This is a genomic window from Actinomadura rugatobispora, from assembly GCF_042656285.1.
Classification (GTDB): domain Bacteria; phylum Actinomycetota; class Actinomycetes; order Streptosporangiales; family Streptosporangiaceae; genus Spirillospora; species Spirillospora rugatobispora.
The window spans coordinates 16,579-31,022 of record NZ_JBHSON010000053.1 but is presented as its reverse complement, the minus strand read 5'-3'; the positions used below and the strand labels follow the sequence as shown (position 1 = coordinate 31,022).

Here is a 14,444-nt window from a genome sequence, read left to right as displayed (position 1 = left end):
TTGGTCAAGTGCGCTATTTCTGGCCGCTACGGGCGGAAGGGGCGGCGGGGTGGCCGACACGAAGGTGGACGCGCAGGCCGTCCAGGCGGAACTCCGGGGGATCGCCGGCCTCATGACCGAGGTGACCCGGCTGATGGGCCCCCAGGTCTGGCAGGGCGGGTCCGCCGGCGCGTTCACCACCGACCTCCAGGGCCACAACCGGTCCCTCGGACGGATGATGGTGGAGATCCTGCGCACCGTCTCCGAACGGAACCGCGCCCCGATGGTGCTGGACCCACCGGACATCCCACGCGTCGCCCCCGCGCAGAGCCCGCCGGGACTCGCCTCCGTTTCGGTCACCGGCCTGGAACGCCTCGAAACGGCTCTGAAACGCGCCGCCGACGGCCTGCCCCGCCACGGCGGCCGCATACGTTCCCTGCTGCGGGCGGCAGGCCCGGGTGCGGGCGGCACGATCCAGTGCGAGCGCACGGGCAACTGGTGCCACGAGCAGGCGGTCCGCATGCGTACCCGACTCCGGTACGCGCTCGCCGAGAACCAGACCAACCCCGCGTGGGTCCTCAACGGCGGCATGACACGAATCCCAGATCAGGAACGCCTCGGCCCCAAGGAGATGGCCGAACTAGGCCGCCTCCAGGCGACGGTCTTTGGAAGGCACCTCACCCATCCCGACGCCACGAGTTCCGGCCTCCTCGCCGACATCGCCGCGTCCCTGCGGGAGAACCACAAGAACCAGGCGTACCTTGGCGCCTTCTTCGGCAACGTCCCCCCGGGTTCGGTCGGCAAGCTCGCCCACCACCTCCACAGGCGCAGCGGAGGCGAGGGGGTCACCGCGGCCGACAAGAAGGTGATCGGCGACATGGGCACCGCCCTCGCCGCCCTCTCCCGCAAGAAGGAGAACCAGGCCACCGTCACCCGCGCGCTGGGCCCCACCGGCTCCGACATGCCCGGGCAAGCCCTGCTCGTCGGTCTCAGCGCCCCGGACGTCAAATGGGGCTCGGCCGTCCTCCTGGACCTGGCCAAGGCCGCCCTGCGCTGGCGGCAGAAGTACCCGTCCTATGAGATCAGGAGCAACACCGGCCTGCCGGGGTCGGGCGTCACGTCCGTGGCCAACCAGCAGCACCGTCCGTGGTGGCACGACTGGGGCTTCCAGCAGCAGGTCGGGGATCCCGGCCCCGCGAAGCTGCGCGGCTACGATCCCGCCCTCAACGTCCTGGGCCGCATCGCGTCCCAGAACGACCGCACCGCCGCCCGCGAACTGGCCGCGACCCATCTCGGCACCGCGTTCACCATCAAGGACGCCGCCAAGGCCGACAAGCTGACCTGGCTCACCCGAGGCACGGGCCACACCTACGGCGCCCTCCTGGTAGCCCCCGACTGGATGGACCAGGGTAAAGCGGCAGGCCAGGTCATCAAGCTGGCCACGACACCCGAAAAGGGCCACGAGGTGAAGGCCGCCCAGAACGCGGCGAACTTCATGACCACGGTCGCCTGGTGGAACGACGTCGGCCGCACCATGCTTCACAAGGCGCTCGACAAGGGCAAGGTCGCCGACTACAACCCCCTCGCGTCCGACGGCCGAGCCCTCGGCTGGCTCCCGCACAACGGCGAGAACCACTTCGCCGAACTCGGCCCCGGCCTGCGCGACGGCCTCCTCCACATGACCCGCATGTACATCCCGGCCATCGCCGACGCCGACCGCACCACGAGCGGCACGAACCGGCCCAACGTCGACCCCGTCACCAAGACCACGTACGTGGACATCGGCGGAAAGGCCATGCAGGACTTCCTGCGGACGCTCGCGATCGACGACAAGTCCTGGGCCCAGCTCGTCTCCGACACCCAGCTCTACCGCCAGCGCCTCTACGCCTGGGGCCTGGAGGACCGCATCATCGGCGACGCCGTCGTCCGGGCCGGACGCCTCGAAGGCAACCTCATCGCCGCCTACGGCAAGGAACGCATCAGCAACGAGGAGCTCACCAAGAAGCAGTACGAGGACGCCCAGAAACAGATCGCCCTGCTCCGCGACGTGGCAGCCGGAATCATCGGCGCCACTCCCGCCGGCAATGTCGGCGCCTCCGAAGCCTTCGAGATCGGCACGACCCCGCTCCTCGACAAGATCAAGCACTCGGACTTCGAGAAGAACGTCGCCCAGATCAAGAGCAAGCACGAAACCTATTCCGACCAGCTCTACATAGACCTGGCCCGCGGCTACTACCTCAGCCGCGACGGCAAGATCGAGGACAAGGAACTAGCGTCCCTCCTACGCAAACCCACTCTCTCCCCCGAAGAACAAGCGGCCGTCATCGACACCATCAGAAGGCATTACTTCAGCGGCGGCGAGGACACAGAAGAAGTGATCACCGGTCGAAGCATCATCCATCAGACGCAGGGTGCCGCAAACGACAACATCCCGCCAGAGTGATCGATGGTCAGGACATTCCAGGTGCCCGGAAGGCTAGGACACGACCGCAGAACTTATCACTGATCACGATGCTCCCGTCCGGTCGCCGGGCCGCTCCACCTGGGCTGGCTGCCGCGATGGCGGTCATAGAGCCATCGAAATCTTCACACAGGACTCTCGGCCGCCCCCACGCCAGAGACTCAACCGTCCCATCACGCTTCAGCAAGGCCGAAGCCGGCCTTCTATCCACTCCCACCGGCTCCCCCAGCAACAACAATGAGTCATTGTTGTAGGGGACAGCAACGACATATGGACTCTTCTCGCCTTTCCGAGTTGCCAACGACGCCTCTACAGCCCTGCCGTCTCGGGGCAACCGGATGACCCCCCGGGAGCCGAGCAAGATTAGCCCACCTTTGCCATCACTCCTGATATCGGTCGGCCCGAACTCTTCTTCTCCAGCGACTCGGGCAAGAGCTTCCTCGTAGCCGGGCGGCTTCCATCGCCGGAGTATTCCATCCGTGGCCTCGTAAAGGTCACCCCTTCGAGAGACGACCATGGGGTTTCCGTCATCGCGTACGGCGAATCGCGAGCCAGGCCAATATCGATCCACCTCGACACGCTCACGACTTGACAGGGTACGCCCTTCTTCACTGACCACCCTGAGCTTCTCACCAGACGCAGTCTTCCAGGCAATGACCGTACTCTGACTCAGAGATTTCCGGTCGACCTTCGCCAAGTCCAGCCCTCTATATGAACTGAACACCCACAACAAACCGCCGTGAAGGGCCAGTTGATTCGGGACATTACCCAGCTTCATCAGAGAGATCGTTCCATCACGTTCGAGTCGCGCAATGCGACCACCGTTGCGATGGGACACCTGGAAGTAGACGACTCCATCACCGGCAACGGCGAGACCGCCATCGGTGTATGCACTGGTCTTCAATGCCACCTCGCCGTCACGGGGATCACGTTCGACCGTGTGGTCGCCGGCGATGATCACGACCTGCCCGGGGCGGGTCGGCTTGGGGGTGGGGTTGAAGGCGGGCTTGGGCGCACCACCGGTGCAGCCGCCGAGCATGCCGAGGACGGCACCGAGGGCGATGATCCTTATAGCGCGCACGACACCGATGATGACAGTCCGGCACGCCTTCGGTCAGCCACATGCCAGGACGGGAGCTTCGGACGCCAACGGTAGGCAGCCTTCGGAGTTGATCTCGCGATGGCCGTTAGCGGGGCACACGCTCTTCCCCGCCTCGGGGAGATCTCGGAGTGCGGCTCGCGGCTCGCCAGCGGGCAGCGGCCATACACCTGAAGGCAACTGCCGAACTCGCCCCCACCGTCACCACCATTCCCGAACCGACACTCGCCGTATCTGTCCGGATAGCAGCGATCAACGCCCCCAGGAAGATCACCGTGATGACGGAAATGATGACGGCCGCGCCAACCGCAGACTCGACATCATCCCCAGTGGCCGCGATTGCAACCAGGATGACCACGAGCAGGGCCAATCCATAAATGATGTTCTCTGCCTGCGCGAAGTCTGGCGGCAGGTCCCAGACCGCGCGAGGCTCTCTGGAGACGACCTCTGGCAGGCTGCCTGGCTCACTGCCTCCCAGCCACGGCATCCCCAACGAGGTGAGCAACAGGAAGGTGGATGTCAGTAGCCAGACGATGTCGACGGTCCGCCGATCGAGATCGCGACACCTCTCGCATCCATCAGTAGCACCGCTCATGCCAACAGTCACCTCCGAGGAAACATGGCTGAGGGCGTTGCCCGAACAGTGCTACAGGTCGTGGGCACCGCTCTTGATGTCAAGCAGCAGTTTTCGCCACACCTCTGGATGCACGGCGATGACATCGCCGTGAGGATCCTTCGAGTCACGGAACGCGCATATGGGGCCGATCGCGGCGATCTCAACGCACTCGGTTCCACCTAGCTGCGATCGGCTGCTCTTACGCCACGTCGCGCCGGAGAGGATTACGAAGCTCATCAGATCCCTCCCAACAGATGTGCGCTCAGCCTCCGCTCAGCCGCCCACGAGGGGCAGGAACTACAGATCGTAGGCGCCGCTCTTGATGTCGTGCAGCAACCCTCGCCACACGTCCGGACGGACGGCGATGACGTCGCCGTGAGGGTTCTTCGAGTCGCGCAGCGCGCGCACCGGGCCGACGGCCGCGACTTCCACGCAATCGGTTCCGGCAGGTTGGGATCGGCTGCTTTTGCGCCAGGTCACGCCGGAGAGGCTCACGAAGCTCATCGGATCCTTCCCGACAGATGCGCGCGGGTGGCCTCCGGGTCGAGCGCAACCTCACACAACCTGTCAAATCGGATCATATAACGCTTGAGATCATCCTTCTCTTCGAGCATGCGGTCGTCGAAGGTCGTCTCCAGGAAGACGATGTCCCGCTCGCCGGGGTCCGCGAAGCCGAGGTAGGTGAATGACTCACCCGAGCCCGCGTAGAGGCCGGCCTCGAACGGGATCAGCTGGATGACCACGTTCGGCCGCTCGGACATGGCCAGCAGATGGCGTAGTTGGGGAACCCGCACCTCAGGGTCGGCGATTCTCGCGATCGCGTTCTCGTCGATGACGGCGTGCAGGCGGCATGGATCAGTGGGACGGAAAAGGATCTCCTGGCGGGCCATCCGAGCTGTTACATGACGCTTGATCTCCGCTGGGTCGTCAACGTCTCTGACCGGCGGGAGTGCCTCCGCGTACTCCTTGGCCTGGAGGAGACCGGGTAGGTAGAGGTTCTGGTACGTGCGGACGAAGGACGCCGCGGCCTCGAAACCGGGGTATTCGTTGCGGAAGACGTCGTTGTAGCGGGTCCACCAGCCGCGTTCGCGGGCACCCTGGGCGAGTTCGATCAGCGCGGCGCGCTCCGGGCCTTCGACGCCGTACAGCTCGCAGAGGATCTCCACCGAGTCGTCGCTCGGCTCGATCCACTTCGCCTTCTCGATGTAGTTGAGCTTGCTGGGGCTCCAGCGCAGCCGCCTGCAGACCTCCGTGGTGGTGAGTCCCTGATGCTTGCGGAGCTCGACCAGCTTCCGGCTGAGGGCTCGCTTCTTGATCGTCGGGCTGTAGCCGGCGGCTTGGATCTCAGGCACGCCGTCACTCTCCCATTCCGGGCGGTCACGCGCCGTCAGAACGAGGTGATTAGATTTTCTATCCGGGAATCTATGCGACCCTCCAAACCTTCTGCCACACTCTGCATTGACGTGCTCACCGTCAGCGATCGTCGCTGGCATGCTCCCAGGTGGTGACCATGCAGAACCCCCCGGCCGACGAGTACCGCCCGAGCGACGAACCGCCCCCGGCCGGGTGTGCGGTGTGGCCGTTGCCCGTTGACGGGACGTGTCCGCGAGAGGCACGTGCGCATGTTCGGGAGGCGCTGCGGGCGCTGCATGTCTCCGATGAGATGACCGACGATGCGTGCACGATCGTGTCCGAGCTCGCGTCCAACGCGTTCGTGCACGCGCTGGACGGTGTGGTGCCGGTCGCCGGGCTTCCCGAGCTGTGGGTGTACCGCCGGAACTCGCGGGCGGAGGTCGTGACCAAGGTCTTCGACAGTGCTCCGTGGAAGGGGACGCTGCCCCTCGGGCGGCTGCGGCCTCCGGTGGGGTCCGAGCGTGGGCGCGGGTTCGAGATCGTGGACGCGCTCACCAGAGAGCACGGAGGAAGCTGGGGCGTTCACCGCACCAGATCGAGGCTGGGCGAGATGCCCGTCTCCGGGAAGGTCGTCTACTTCACGCTGCCGGTTCCGGCGGCCGAAGGGGGCGTTGGGCGTAGTTGCCGTGCTGTCGTGCGGGAGTTGGAGGCGGCGCTCGCGCTGCGGGGGCTCGGCCCCCTGCACGGGTGCGAGGGCTGGAACATGGCGGTGCTGTCGGTGCGGGCCGAGATCACCGTCTGGGCGCGGCGGGACCACGTGGTGTTGACCACACCGCAGACGGGGATCAGGCGGTTCTCGCTGGACGATGTGGTCGAGATCGCCGAGGTGATCGTCCAGTGCGGCGAGGAGTTGGACGCGCGGTGACGGACGAGCTGCTCACGGCCAAAGAGGTCGCGGTGATCTTCCGGGTGGCCAGGTCCACGATCACGCAGTGGGCGGCGCGGGGGCTGCTGCCCCACACGCGCACGCCCACCGGGCGGCTGCGGTTCTACCGGGCGGACGTCGAGCGGGTGCTGCGGGAGAACGCCGGATCGTAGGGGGCGCGGCGGGGTAGGGAACGGGGTACCCGGGGGTTGCGCTTCCGGGTGTGATGTCTGCCACCATGGCTTTAGCGGCATTTATCCCTTACCGGGGAACGATGCCACTGACGTCGGCCGGCGAGCGGCGACCCCGCGGACCGGCCCCGAACGAGGAGTAGTCATCGATGACGATCGACTCCGTGCGCGGCGCTCCGGCCAACCCTGGGCACGCCGAACCCGAACTCGTGCAGCTGCTGACCCCCGAGGGTGAGCTGGTCGAGCATCCCGACTACCCGCTGGACCTCTCCCCCGAGGAGATCCGCGGGCTGTACCGGGACCTGGTCACCGTACGCAGGATCGACCTGGAGGCGGTGGCCCTCACCAGGCAGGGCGAGCTGGGCATCTGGGCCTCCCTGCTGGGCCAGGAGGCCGCCCAGATCGGGTCGGGACGGGCGCTGGGCGCGCACGACATGGTCTTCCCGACGTACCGCGAACACGGCGTGGCCTACTGCCGCGACGTCGAGCCGCTGCGCCTGCTGGGCCTGTTCCGCGGCGTCAACCACGGCGGATGGGACCCCGCCGAGCACGGCTTCCACCTGTACACGATCGTGATCGGCAGCCAGACCCTGCACGCGACGGGCTACGCGATGGGCGTCCAGCGGGACGGGGTGCTCGGCACGCCGTCGGCCGGGGGGACCATCGCCTACTTCGGCGACGGCGCCACCTCGCAGGGCGACGTGAACGAGGCCTTCGTGTTCGCGTCGGTGTTCAACGCCCCGATCGTGTTCTTCTGCCAGAACAACCAGTGGGCCATCTCCGAGCCCCTGGAACGTCAATCGCGTATTCCGCTCTACAAGCGCGCGCAGGGGTACGGCTTCCCCGGCCTCAGGGTGGACGGCAACGACGTGTTCGCCTGCCTGGCCGTGACGCGGAAGGCTCTGGAGGCCGCGCGGACGGGCCAGGGCCCCACGCTCATCGAGGCGTACACGTACCGCATGGGCGCCCACACCACGACCGACGACCCGACCCGCTACCGCCTCAAGGCGGAGGAGGAGTCGTGGAAGCTGAAGGACCCCATCGAGCGGCTCAAGGCCTTCCTCGTACGGGGCGACCTGGCCGACACGGCCTTCTTCGAGGAGGTGGAGGCGGAGGCCAAGGCGGGCGCGACGGAGCTGCGCAAGCAGTGCCTGGCGCTGCCCGATCCCAAGCCGCTGGAGATCTTCGACAACGTGTACGCCGAGTCCCACCCGCTGATGACCGAGGAGCAGGAGCAGTTCGCCGCCTACCTGGCGTCCTTCGAGGAGGTGTCCTCATGACCACGATGGAGACCACCCCTGCCGCGGCTCCGGCGGAGGCCCCCGTGCTCACGCTCGGGAAGGCGCTGAACGAGGGCCTCCGGAAGGCCATGGAGAACGACCCGAAGGTCCTGGTCATGGGCGAGGACGTCGGCAAGCTCGGCGGCGTGTTCCGGGTGACCGACGGGCTGCAGAAGGACTTCGGCGAGGAGCGGGTGATCGACACCCCGCTCGCCGAGTCCGGCATCGTCGGCACCGCGATCGGGCTGGCGCTGCGCGGGTACCGGCCGGTCTGCGAGATCCAGTTCGACGGCTTCGTGTTCCCGGCCGCCGACCAGATCATCACGCAGCTGGCCAAGATGCGGCTGCGGTCGCTCGGGAAGCTGTCGCTGCCGGTGGTCGTCCGGATCCCGTGCGGCGGCGGCATCGGCGCGGTCGAGCACCACAGCGAGTCGCCGGAGAACTACTTCACCCACACCGCGGGGCTGCGCGTGGTGGCGTGCTCCAACCCGGCGGACGCGTACACGATGATCCAGCAGTCGATCGCCTCCGACGACCCGGTGATCTTCTTCGAGCCCAAGCGCCGCTACTGGGACAAGGCGCCCGTGCCGGTCGAGACGGGCGGGTGGACGCCGCTGCACGAGGCACGGGTCGTCAACCCGGGTGAGCACGTCACTGTGTTGGCGTACGGGCCGGCGGTGAAGACCTGTCTGGAGGCGGCGTCGGCGGCGGCCGAGGAGGGCCGCTCGCTGGAGGTCGTCGACCTGCGCTCCCTGAACCCGCTCGACATCGGCACGGTCGTGGAGTCGGTGAACCGCACCGGGCGCTGCGTGGTCGTCCACGAGGCCCCGGTGTTCAGCGGGTACGGCGCCGAGCTGGCCGCGCGGATCACCGAGAAGTGCTTCTACCGTCTGGAGGCCCCGGTGCTGCGCGTCGGCGGCTTCTCCACCCCCTACCCGCCCTCCCGGCTGGAGGACCACTACCTGCCCGACCTCGATCGCATCCTGGACGCGGTCGACCGGACGTTCACGTGGTGACCTGGGGAGCGGAGATCACAGCATGAGTGAGCTGAAGCACTTCAAGCTGCCCGATGTGGGCGAGGGGCTGACCGAGGCCGAGATCGTCCGGTGGCATGTGCAGCCGGGCGACCGGGTCGAGGTCAACCAGACGATCGTGGAGATCGAGACGGCCAAGGCGATCGTGGAGCTGCCGTGCCCGTTCGAGGGCGTGGTGGCCGAGCTGCTGGCCACCGAGGGCGCCACGGTGGACGTGGGCGTCCCGATCATCGCGGTGGACGTGGCGCCGGACGGGCCCGCGGTGGCGACGCCGGTCTCGGAGCCGCCCGCGCAGGCCGCCGCGCTGAAGGAGGACCTGGTGCCGCCCGCCCCGGCGGCGGCGCCGGAGGAGCCCAAGCGGCAGCCGGTGCTGGTCGGGTACGGGGTGAAGCCGGGCGCGACCAAGCGGCGTCCGCGCAAGCAGGCCAACGGCACCCCGGCGACGGTGCCGCCGCCCGCTCGTCCACAGCCTGTGGAGAACCGGTTGCCGCTGGCCAAGCCGCCGGTCCGCAAGCTGGCCAAGGATCTCGGCGTGGACCTGTCCACGATCACCGGGACGGGCCCGCAGGGCTCGATCACCCGCGATGACGTGCGCTCCGCCCAGTCGGCCCCGGCGCCGCAGGAGGCGGCGGCTCCGGCCGCGGCGGAGCGGGAGGAGCGGATCCCGGTCAAGGGGGTGCGCAAGACCACCGCCGCGGCCATGGTCGGCTCGGCGTTCACCGCCCCGCACGTCACCGAGTTCCTCCAGGTGGACGCCACCCCGACGGTGGAGGCGGTGCGGCGGCTGCGCGAGCTGCCCGAGTTCGCCGAGGTCAAGGTCTCGCCGCTGCTGCTGGTGGCGAAGGCCCTGCTCACGGCGGTGGCCCGCAACCCGATGGTGAACGCGACCTGGGTGGACGGCCCGTCCGGCGCCGAGATCGTCGTGAAGCGGTACGTCAACCTCGGCATCGCGGCGGCCACCGACCGCGGCCTGATCGTCCCGAACGTCAAGGACGCGCAGGCCAGGTCGCTGCCCGAGCTGGCCGCCGCGCTGGCCGGGCTGACCGCGACCGCGCGGGCGGGGAAGGCCACCCCGGCCGACCTGACCGGCGGCACGATCACCATCACCAACGTGGGCGTGTTCGGGGTGGACACCGGCACCCCGATCATCACGCCGGGCGAGTCGGCGATCCTGGCGTTCGGCCAGATCCGCGACATGCCCTGGGTGCACGAGGGCGAGCTGGCGGTCCGCAAGGTCACCACGCTGGCGCTGTCGTTCGACCACCGGGTCATCGACGGCGAGCTGGGCTCGCGGGTGCTGCGGGACGTCGGCGCCATGCTGGAGGACCCGCTGCGCATCCTCGCCTGGGACTGACCGGAGACGCGGCGTACCGCGGGCGCACGGCCCGCGGTACGCCGCACCTCGACATCAGCGCGGCGGCTCGTCGTCCCCGCCGTAGTAGGAGCCGCGGTCCCCGTCGCGGCCGCGGGTCAGCCGTCCGCCGCCCGCGCCGCGCTGCGACATCCGGCTCATCATCAGCAGCTGCAGCGCGAACGTCACCCCGCCGACGATGATCAGGATGACGCCGACCACGTGGATGTCCAGCGGATCGGTCATCGCGTCCTCGGCGATCGCGAACTTGAGGATCAGCCCGAGGGTGATCGTGAAAATGCTGACGCCGACACCCATGCGATGACCTCCGCCAGACGGTCCGGACCCGTGTTCTTTAACTATCCGCCCGGATCGCCGGTCACACGTGCGGCGATCACTTCGGTCGGGTCACGATCGCCGCCGTCCCGATCAGGGCGCGGTCAGGAGACGGGGACGTTGTTGGTCTTCCCGAACGGGCCGCCGTCGAAGACGACCGTGCTCGGGTTGCCGGGCGGCGCCGGAATGTAGACGAATCCGCGCACCGGCTCGTTGACCGCGGTCCGGAACACGGCGCGGCCCGGGTCGACGTAGGTGGCGCTGTTGGCGGCGGGCGCCCCGATCCGTACCGCGCGGTAGACGTCGGTGCCGCCGGGCAGCAGCACCGAGAACGAGGTGAACGCCCCGCCCAGGTAGTCCTTGTGCGGGTATGCCGCGTCCGGGGGCGTGGTCCCCGGGCCCTCGTTGACCAGCTCGAACACCGCGACCAGGTAGGCGCCGTCGCGGTAGAACGGCTTGACGTCCAGCCGCCGCTTGGCCCCGGCGAACCGGCCGAACCGGCTGGCGACCGTCTTGCCGTCCTGCGCGCGGAACGCGGCGGGCTGGACGGTGCCGCCGCGGCCGTCGGCGGCGGCGGTGGAGGTGCCGGTGGCGCCCGCGGTCTGCTGCCGCACCACGTAGGAGATCTCCACGCGGCGGTTGCGGGAGCGGGCCTTGGCGTCGTCCGAGCCGCCCTCCTTGGCGATCAGCTCGGCCTCGCCCTTGCCGTGCGCGGAGTACCTGAAGGTGGTGCCGAGGCGGTTCTGCAGTTCCTTCTGGACGGCCTCGGCGCGCTCCCGCGACAGCTTGAGGTTGTAGTCGTCGGCGCCCTTGCTGTCGGTGTGGCCGTTGATGGTGAGCGGCCGCTTGCCCGGGTCGGCCTTCTCCCGGATCTCCTGGGCGGCCTGGTCGAGGACCTGCTTGGCGCGTCCGGACAGCTTGGCCGAGTCGAAGTCGAACAGCACGTCGGTGCGCAGGTTCATCTTGACGTCGGAGCCGCTGGAGGTGACGTCCTTGATCTCGCCCTCGGTGATGTCGTACAGGTCGGCGGGGTTGGCGTTCGCGTCGGCCGGGCCGTCGGGCGCGGGCTGGTCGCCCGCGGGGGCGGGCGCGGGCTGGTCGCCCGCGGGGGCGGGCCCGGTGCCGGTCACGGGGACGCCGGTGAACTCGCCCGCGGTCCCGGTGGTGATCACGGTGACCTTCTGGACGTTCGAGGGGATCGGCGGGAAGTCGGCGGTCAGCTCCTGCGTCGCGCCGGGCGCGAACTGCACGGGTGCGGGCGCCGCCTTCGCCGCGGCCGCGGCCGCGGGCGTGCCCGTCCCGCCCGCCGGCGTGCTCGCCCCGCCTGCGGGCGTGCTCGCGCCGTCCGTGGGCGTGCTCGCGCCGCCCGCCGGGGCGCCGGCCCCGCCCCCTCCGGCGGGGGTGCCGGTCGGCCGGTACAGCTTGCGGCCGACCGGGTCCAGCAGCGTCACCCCGAACGGGACGGACTTGGCGGCCGAGTCCATCGAGGTCACCGCGTAGCGCAGCACCGACTTGGCGCCCTGCCGTTCGAGCCCCTTGATCTCCACCCGGGCGCGCAGCCCGTCGGCCGAGCCGAACCAGCCCTCCTTGACGAGCCTGCCGCCGGTCTGCGGCGCCCCGCTCGACCCGCCCGCCTTGGTGGTCGGCGGGTCGGACTTCTCCGTACCGTCCGACCCCGAGCACCCGGTGGCGACCATCAGTCCGGTCAGCGGTACGGCGATGGGGAGGAGGAACTTGCGAGCCGGCATGGACACTCCGGTCTGTCGAGATGGCAGGGGGCTACGGGTGCGGGGCGCTGGCATTCCCGGCCAGCGTATAGAGCCCGCGGCCGCCGTACCGTCCGATTCCTCCCAACCGGTGCCTCACGCCCTCAGACCGGGACACCGGAACGGCCCGGTCCCGGACAGGGTCCGGGGCCGGGCCGGGAGTGCCGTCCGCGGTGCTCGCGCGAGGCTCAGAAGGCCGACTCGGGCAGCTCCATGATGTCCAGCGTGGTGCCCTCGACGACGGCGCGCTCCGCCGCGAGCCGGGGCAGCACGGTGGCGCAGAAGAACTGGGCCGCGGCGACCTTGCCCGTGTAGAAGTCGCGGTCGGCGCCGGACACCTCGCCGCCCAGCTTGGCCAGGGCGACCTCGGCCTGGCGGCACAGCAGCCAGGCCACGATCACGTCGCCGAGGGCCAGCAGCAGCCGGGAGCTGTTGAGCCCGACCTTGTAGATCTCCTTGCCGTCCTCCATGGACGCGAGCGCCCAGCCGATCATCGGCTCCAGCATGCCCTGGACGTCGTCGAGGGCCCGGCCGAGCCGCTCCCGCTCGTTCTTGAGCCGCCCGTTGCCGGCCTCGCTGCCCGCGAACGCCCTGATCTCGCCGGCCAGGTGCTGGAGGGCCGCGCCGTTGTCCCGCAGGATCTTGCGGAAGAACAGGTCCATGCCCTGGATGGCCGTGGTGCCCTCGTACAGGGTGTCGATCTTGGAGTCGCGGATGTACTGCTCGATCGGGTAGTCCTGCAGGAAGCCCGAGCCGCCGAGGGTCTGCAGCGACTCGGAGCCGAGCAGGGCGTACGCGCGCTCGGAGCCGAACCCCTTGACGACCGGGAGCAGGAGGTCGTTGACCTTCTCGGCCAGCTCGTCCCTGCGGCCCTCGTGCTCGGCGATCTGGACGGCGTCCTGGTACGAGGCGGTCAGCAGGACCAGCGCCCGCATGCCCTCGGCGTAGGCCTTCTGGGTCATGAGGCTGCGCCGCACGTCCGGGTGGTGGGTGATGGTGACGCGGGGCGCGGTCTTGTCGGTCATCTGGGTGAGGTCGGCGCCCTGCACCCGCTCCTTGGCGTACTCCAGCGCGTTGAGGTAGCCGGTGGAGAGGGTGGCGATGGCCTTGGTGCCGACCATCATGCGGGCGTACTCGATGACGAGGAACATCTGCTTGATGCCCTCGTGCACGTCGCCGACCAGGTACCCGACGGCGGGGTGCCGCTCCCCGAAGGTGAGCTCGCAGGTGGTGGAGACCTTGAGGCCCATCTTCTTCTCGACGTTGGTGACGTAGGCGCCGTTGCGCTCGCCGAGCTCGCCGGTCTCCAGGTCGACCAGGTACTTGGGCACCAGGAACATCGACAGGCCCTTGGTGCCGGCTCCGGCTCCCTCGGGACGGGCCAGCACGAGGTGGAAGATGTTCTCGGACATGTCGTGCTCGGCCGAGGTGATGAAGCGCTTGACGCCCTCGATGTGCCAGGTGCCGTCGGGCTGCTGGACGGCCTTGGCGCGGCCCGCGCCGACGTCGGAGCCGGCGTCCGGCTCGGTCAGCACCATGGTGGCGCCCCACTGCCGCTCCGCCGCGAGTTCGGCGAACCGCTTCTGCTCGGGGGTGCCGATGTTCCACAGGATCTGGGCGAAGCCGGGGCCCGAGGAGAACATGTAGACGGCCGGGTTGGCGCCGAGGACCTGCTCGGCCAGCGCCCAGACGAGGCTGCGCGGGGCGCCGGTGCCGCCGAACGCGGGGGCCAGGTCGACCCGGTACCACTCGGCGTCCATCCACGCCTTGAACGACTTCTTGAAGCTCTCGGGCATGGTGACCGTGCCCGCGGCGGGGTCGAAGACCGGCGGGTGGCGGTCGGCGTCCTCGAAGGATTCGGCCAGCGGGCCCTCGGCGAGCCGGTTGACCTCCTCGAGGATGCTGCGCGCGGTGTCCTCGTCCAGGTCCTCGTAGGGACCGCTGCCGAGCAGGTCCTGGCGGCCGAAGACCTCGAAGAGGTTGAACTCCAGGTCCCGGAGGTTGCTCTTGTAGTGCCCCATCGAACACTCCGTCTGTCCGGCGGCGCTCCTGG

Annotated in this window: 14 protein-coding genes; 6 read left to right on the top strand and 8 right to left on the bottom strand. The window is 69.0% G+C overall.

The features are described 5' to 3' along the window. Positions 1-49: 49 nt before the first annotated feature. Positions 50-2,422, top strand: a complete 2,373-nt coding sequence (locus ACFPZN_RS32465; protein ID WP_378286102.1) for a hypothetical protein — start codon at positions 50-52, stop codon at positions 2,420-2,422. Between the two features lie 7 nt (positions 2,423-2,429). On the opposite strand, the gene ACFPZN_RS32460 is transcribed toward ACFPZN_RS32465, so the two are convergent. From ACFPZN_RS32460 to ACFPZN_RS32440, 5 genes are all read right to left on the bottom strand, one after another. Beyond that, positions 2,430-3,521: a hypothetical protein gene (locus tag ACFPZN_RS32460; protein WP_378286101.1), complete on the bottom strand. Its 1,092-nt coding sequence runs from the start codon at positions 3,519-3,521 to the stop codon at positions 2,430-2,432. 106 nt (positions 3,522-3,627) lie between these two features. Continuing rightward, entirely contained in the window at positions 3,628-4,134 is a 507-nt protein-coding gene (locus ACFPZN_RS32455; RefSeq protein WP_378286100.1) for a hypothetical protein, read from the bottom strand. A gap of 51 nt (positions 4,135-4,185) precedes the next feature. Then, positions 4,186-4,392 (bottom strand): DUF397 domain-containing protein, encoded by a 207-nt coding sequence (locus ACFPZN_RS32450; protein WP_378286099.1) that lies wholly within the window; start codon positions 4,390-4,392, stop codon positions 4,186-4,188. Positions 4,393-4,452: 60 nt separating this feature from the next. Beyond that, entirely contained in the window at positions 4,453-4,659 is a 207-nt protein-coding gene (locus ACFPZN_RS32445; RefSeq protein WP_378286098.1) for a DUF397 domain-containing protein, read from the bottom strand. Continuing rightward, on the bottom strand, positions 4,656-5,507 hold the full coding sequence (locus ACFPZN_RS32440; RefSeq protein ID WP_378286097.1) for a helix-turn-helix domain-containing protein: 852 nt from the start codon (positions 5,505-5,507) through the stop codon (positions 4,656-4,658). The genes ACFPZN_RS32445 and ACFPZN_RS32440 overlap by 4 nt, the downstream gene beginning before the upstream one ends. Positions 5,508-5,665: 158 nt before the next feature. Here ACFPZN_RS32440 and ACFPZN_RS32435 point away from each other — a divergent pair, with 158 nt between their 5' ends. The 5 genes from ACFPZN_RS32435 (at position 5,666) to ACFPZN_RS32415 (ending at position 10,292) form a co-directional block, all read left to right on the top strand. Further along, positions 5,666-6,433, top strand: a complete 768-nt coding sequence (locus tag ACFPZN_RS32435; RefSeq protein ID WP_378286096.1) for an ATP-binding protein — start codon at positions 5,666-5,668, stop codon at positions 6,431-6,433. Then, on the top strand, positions 6,430-6,606 hold the full coding sequence (locus tag ACFPZN_RS32430) for a helix-turn-helix domain-containing protein (RefSeq protein WP_378286095.1): 177 nt from the start codon (positions 6,430-6,432) through the stop codon (positions 6,604-6,606). The genes ACFPZN_RS32435 and ACFPZN_RS32430 overlap by 4 nt, the downstream gene beginning before the upstream one ends. 167 nt (positions 6,607-6,773) lie before the next feature. Then, entirely contained in the window at positions 6,774-7,904 is a 1,131-nt protein-coding gene (gene pdhA, locus ACFPZN_RS32425; protein ID WP_378286094.1) for a pyruvate dehydrogenase (acetyl-transferring) E1 component subunit alpha, read from the top strand. Continuing rightward, positions 7,901-8,920, top strand: a complete 1,020-nt coding sequence (locus ACFPZN_RS32420) for an alpha-ketoacid dehydrogenase subunit beta (RefSeq protein ID WP_378286093.1) — start codon at positions 7,901-7,903, stop codon at positions 8,918-8,920. The genes pdhA and ACFPZN_RS32420 overlap by 4 nt, the downstream gene beginning before the upstream one ends. 22 nt (positions 8,921-8,942) lie before the next feature. Next, complete coding sequence (locus ACFPZN_RS32415; protein WP_378286092.1) at positions 8,943-10,292, top strand: dihydrolipoamide acetyltransferase family protein; 1,350 nt, start codon at positions 8,943-8,945, stop codon at positions 10,290-10,292. Positions 10,293-10,346: 54 nt separating this feature from the next. On the opposite strand, the gene ACFPZN_RS32410 is transcribed toward ACFPZN_RS32415, so the two are convergent. From ACFPZN_RS32410 to ACFPZN_RS32400, 3 genes are all read right to left on the bottom strand, one after another. Beyond that, the gene (locus ACFPZN_RS32410; RefSeq protein ID WP_378286091.1) at positions 10,347-10,607 is read right to left on the bottom strand and encodes a DUF6458 family protein; all 261 of its coding nucleotides are present in this window, start codon (positions 10,605-10,607) and stop codon (positions 10,347-10,349) included. Between the two features lie 122 nt (positions 10,608-10,729). Next, entirely contained in the window at positions 10,730-12,373 is a 1,644-nt protein-coding gene (locus ACFPZN_RS32405; RefSeq protein WP_378286090.1) for an OmpA family protein, read from the bottom strand. Between the two features lie 206 nt (positions 12,374-12,579). Next, entirely contained in the window at positions 12,580-14,412 is a 1,833-nt protein-coding gene (locus ACFPZN_RS32400) for an acyl-CoA dehydrogenase (protein WP_378286089.1), read from the bottom strand. Between the last annotated feature and the right edge of the window lie 32 nt (positions 14,413-14,444).

What these genes read in the sequence shown, in the direction of transcription:
- ACFPZN_RS32455 (WP_378286100.1), bottom strand. Translation starts at nt 4,134, where the DNA reads ATGAGCGGTGCTACTGATGGATGCGAGAGGTGTCGCGATCTCGATCGG.
- ACFPZN_RS32450 (WP_378286099.1), bottom strand. Translation starts at nt 4,392, where the DNA reads ATGAGCTTCGTAATCCTCTCCGGCGCGACGTGGCGTAAGAGCAGCCGA.
- ACFPZN_RS32445 (WP_378286098.1), bottom strand. Translation starts at nt 4,659, where the DNA reads ATGAGCTTCGTGAGCCTCTCCGGCGTGACCTGGCGCAAAAGCAGCCGA.
- ACFPZN_RS32435 (WP_378286096.1), top strand. Translation starts at nt 5,666, where the DNA reads ATGCAGAACCCCCCGGCCGACGAGTACCGCCCGAGCGACGAACCGCCC.
- pdhA (WP_378286094.1), top strand. Translation starts at nt 6,774, where the DNA reads ATGACGATCGACTCCGTGCGCGGCGCTCCGGCCAACCCTGGGCACGCC.
- ACFPZN_RS32420 (WP_378286093.1), top strand. Translation starts at nt 7,901, where the DNA reads ATGACCACGATGGAGACCACCCCTGCCGCGGCTCCGGCGGAGGCCCCC.
- ACFPZN_RS32415 (WP_378286092.1), top strand. Translation starts at nt 8,943, where the DNA reads ATGAGTGAGCTGAAGCACTTCAAGCTGCCCGATGTGGGCGAGGGGCTG.
- ACFPZN_RS32410 (WP_378286091.1), bottom strand. Translation starts at nt 10,607, where the DNA reads ATGGGTGTCGGCGTCAGCATTTTCACGATCACCCTCGGGCTGATCCTC.
- ACFPZN_RS32405 (WP_378286090.1), bottom strand. Translation starts at nt 12,373, where the DNA reads ATGCCGGCTCGCAAGTTCCTCCTCCCCATCGCCGTACCGCTGACCGGA.
- ACFPZN_RS32400 (WP_378286089.1), bottom strand. Translation starts at nt 14,412, where the DNA reads ATGGGGCACTACAAGAGCAACCTCCGGGACCTGGAGTTCAACCTCTTC.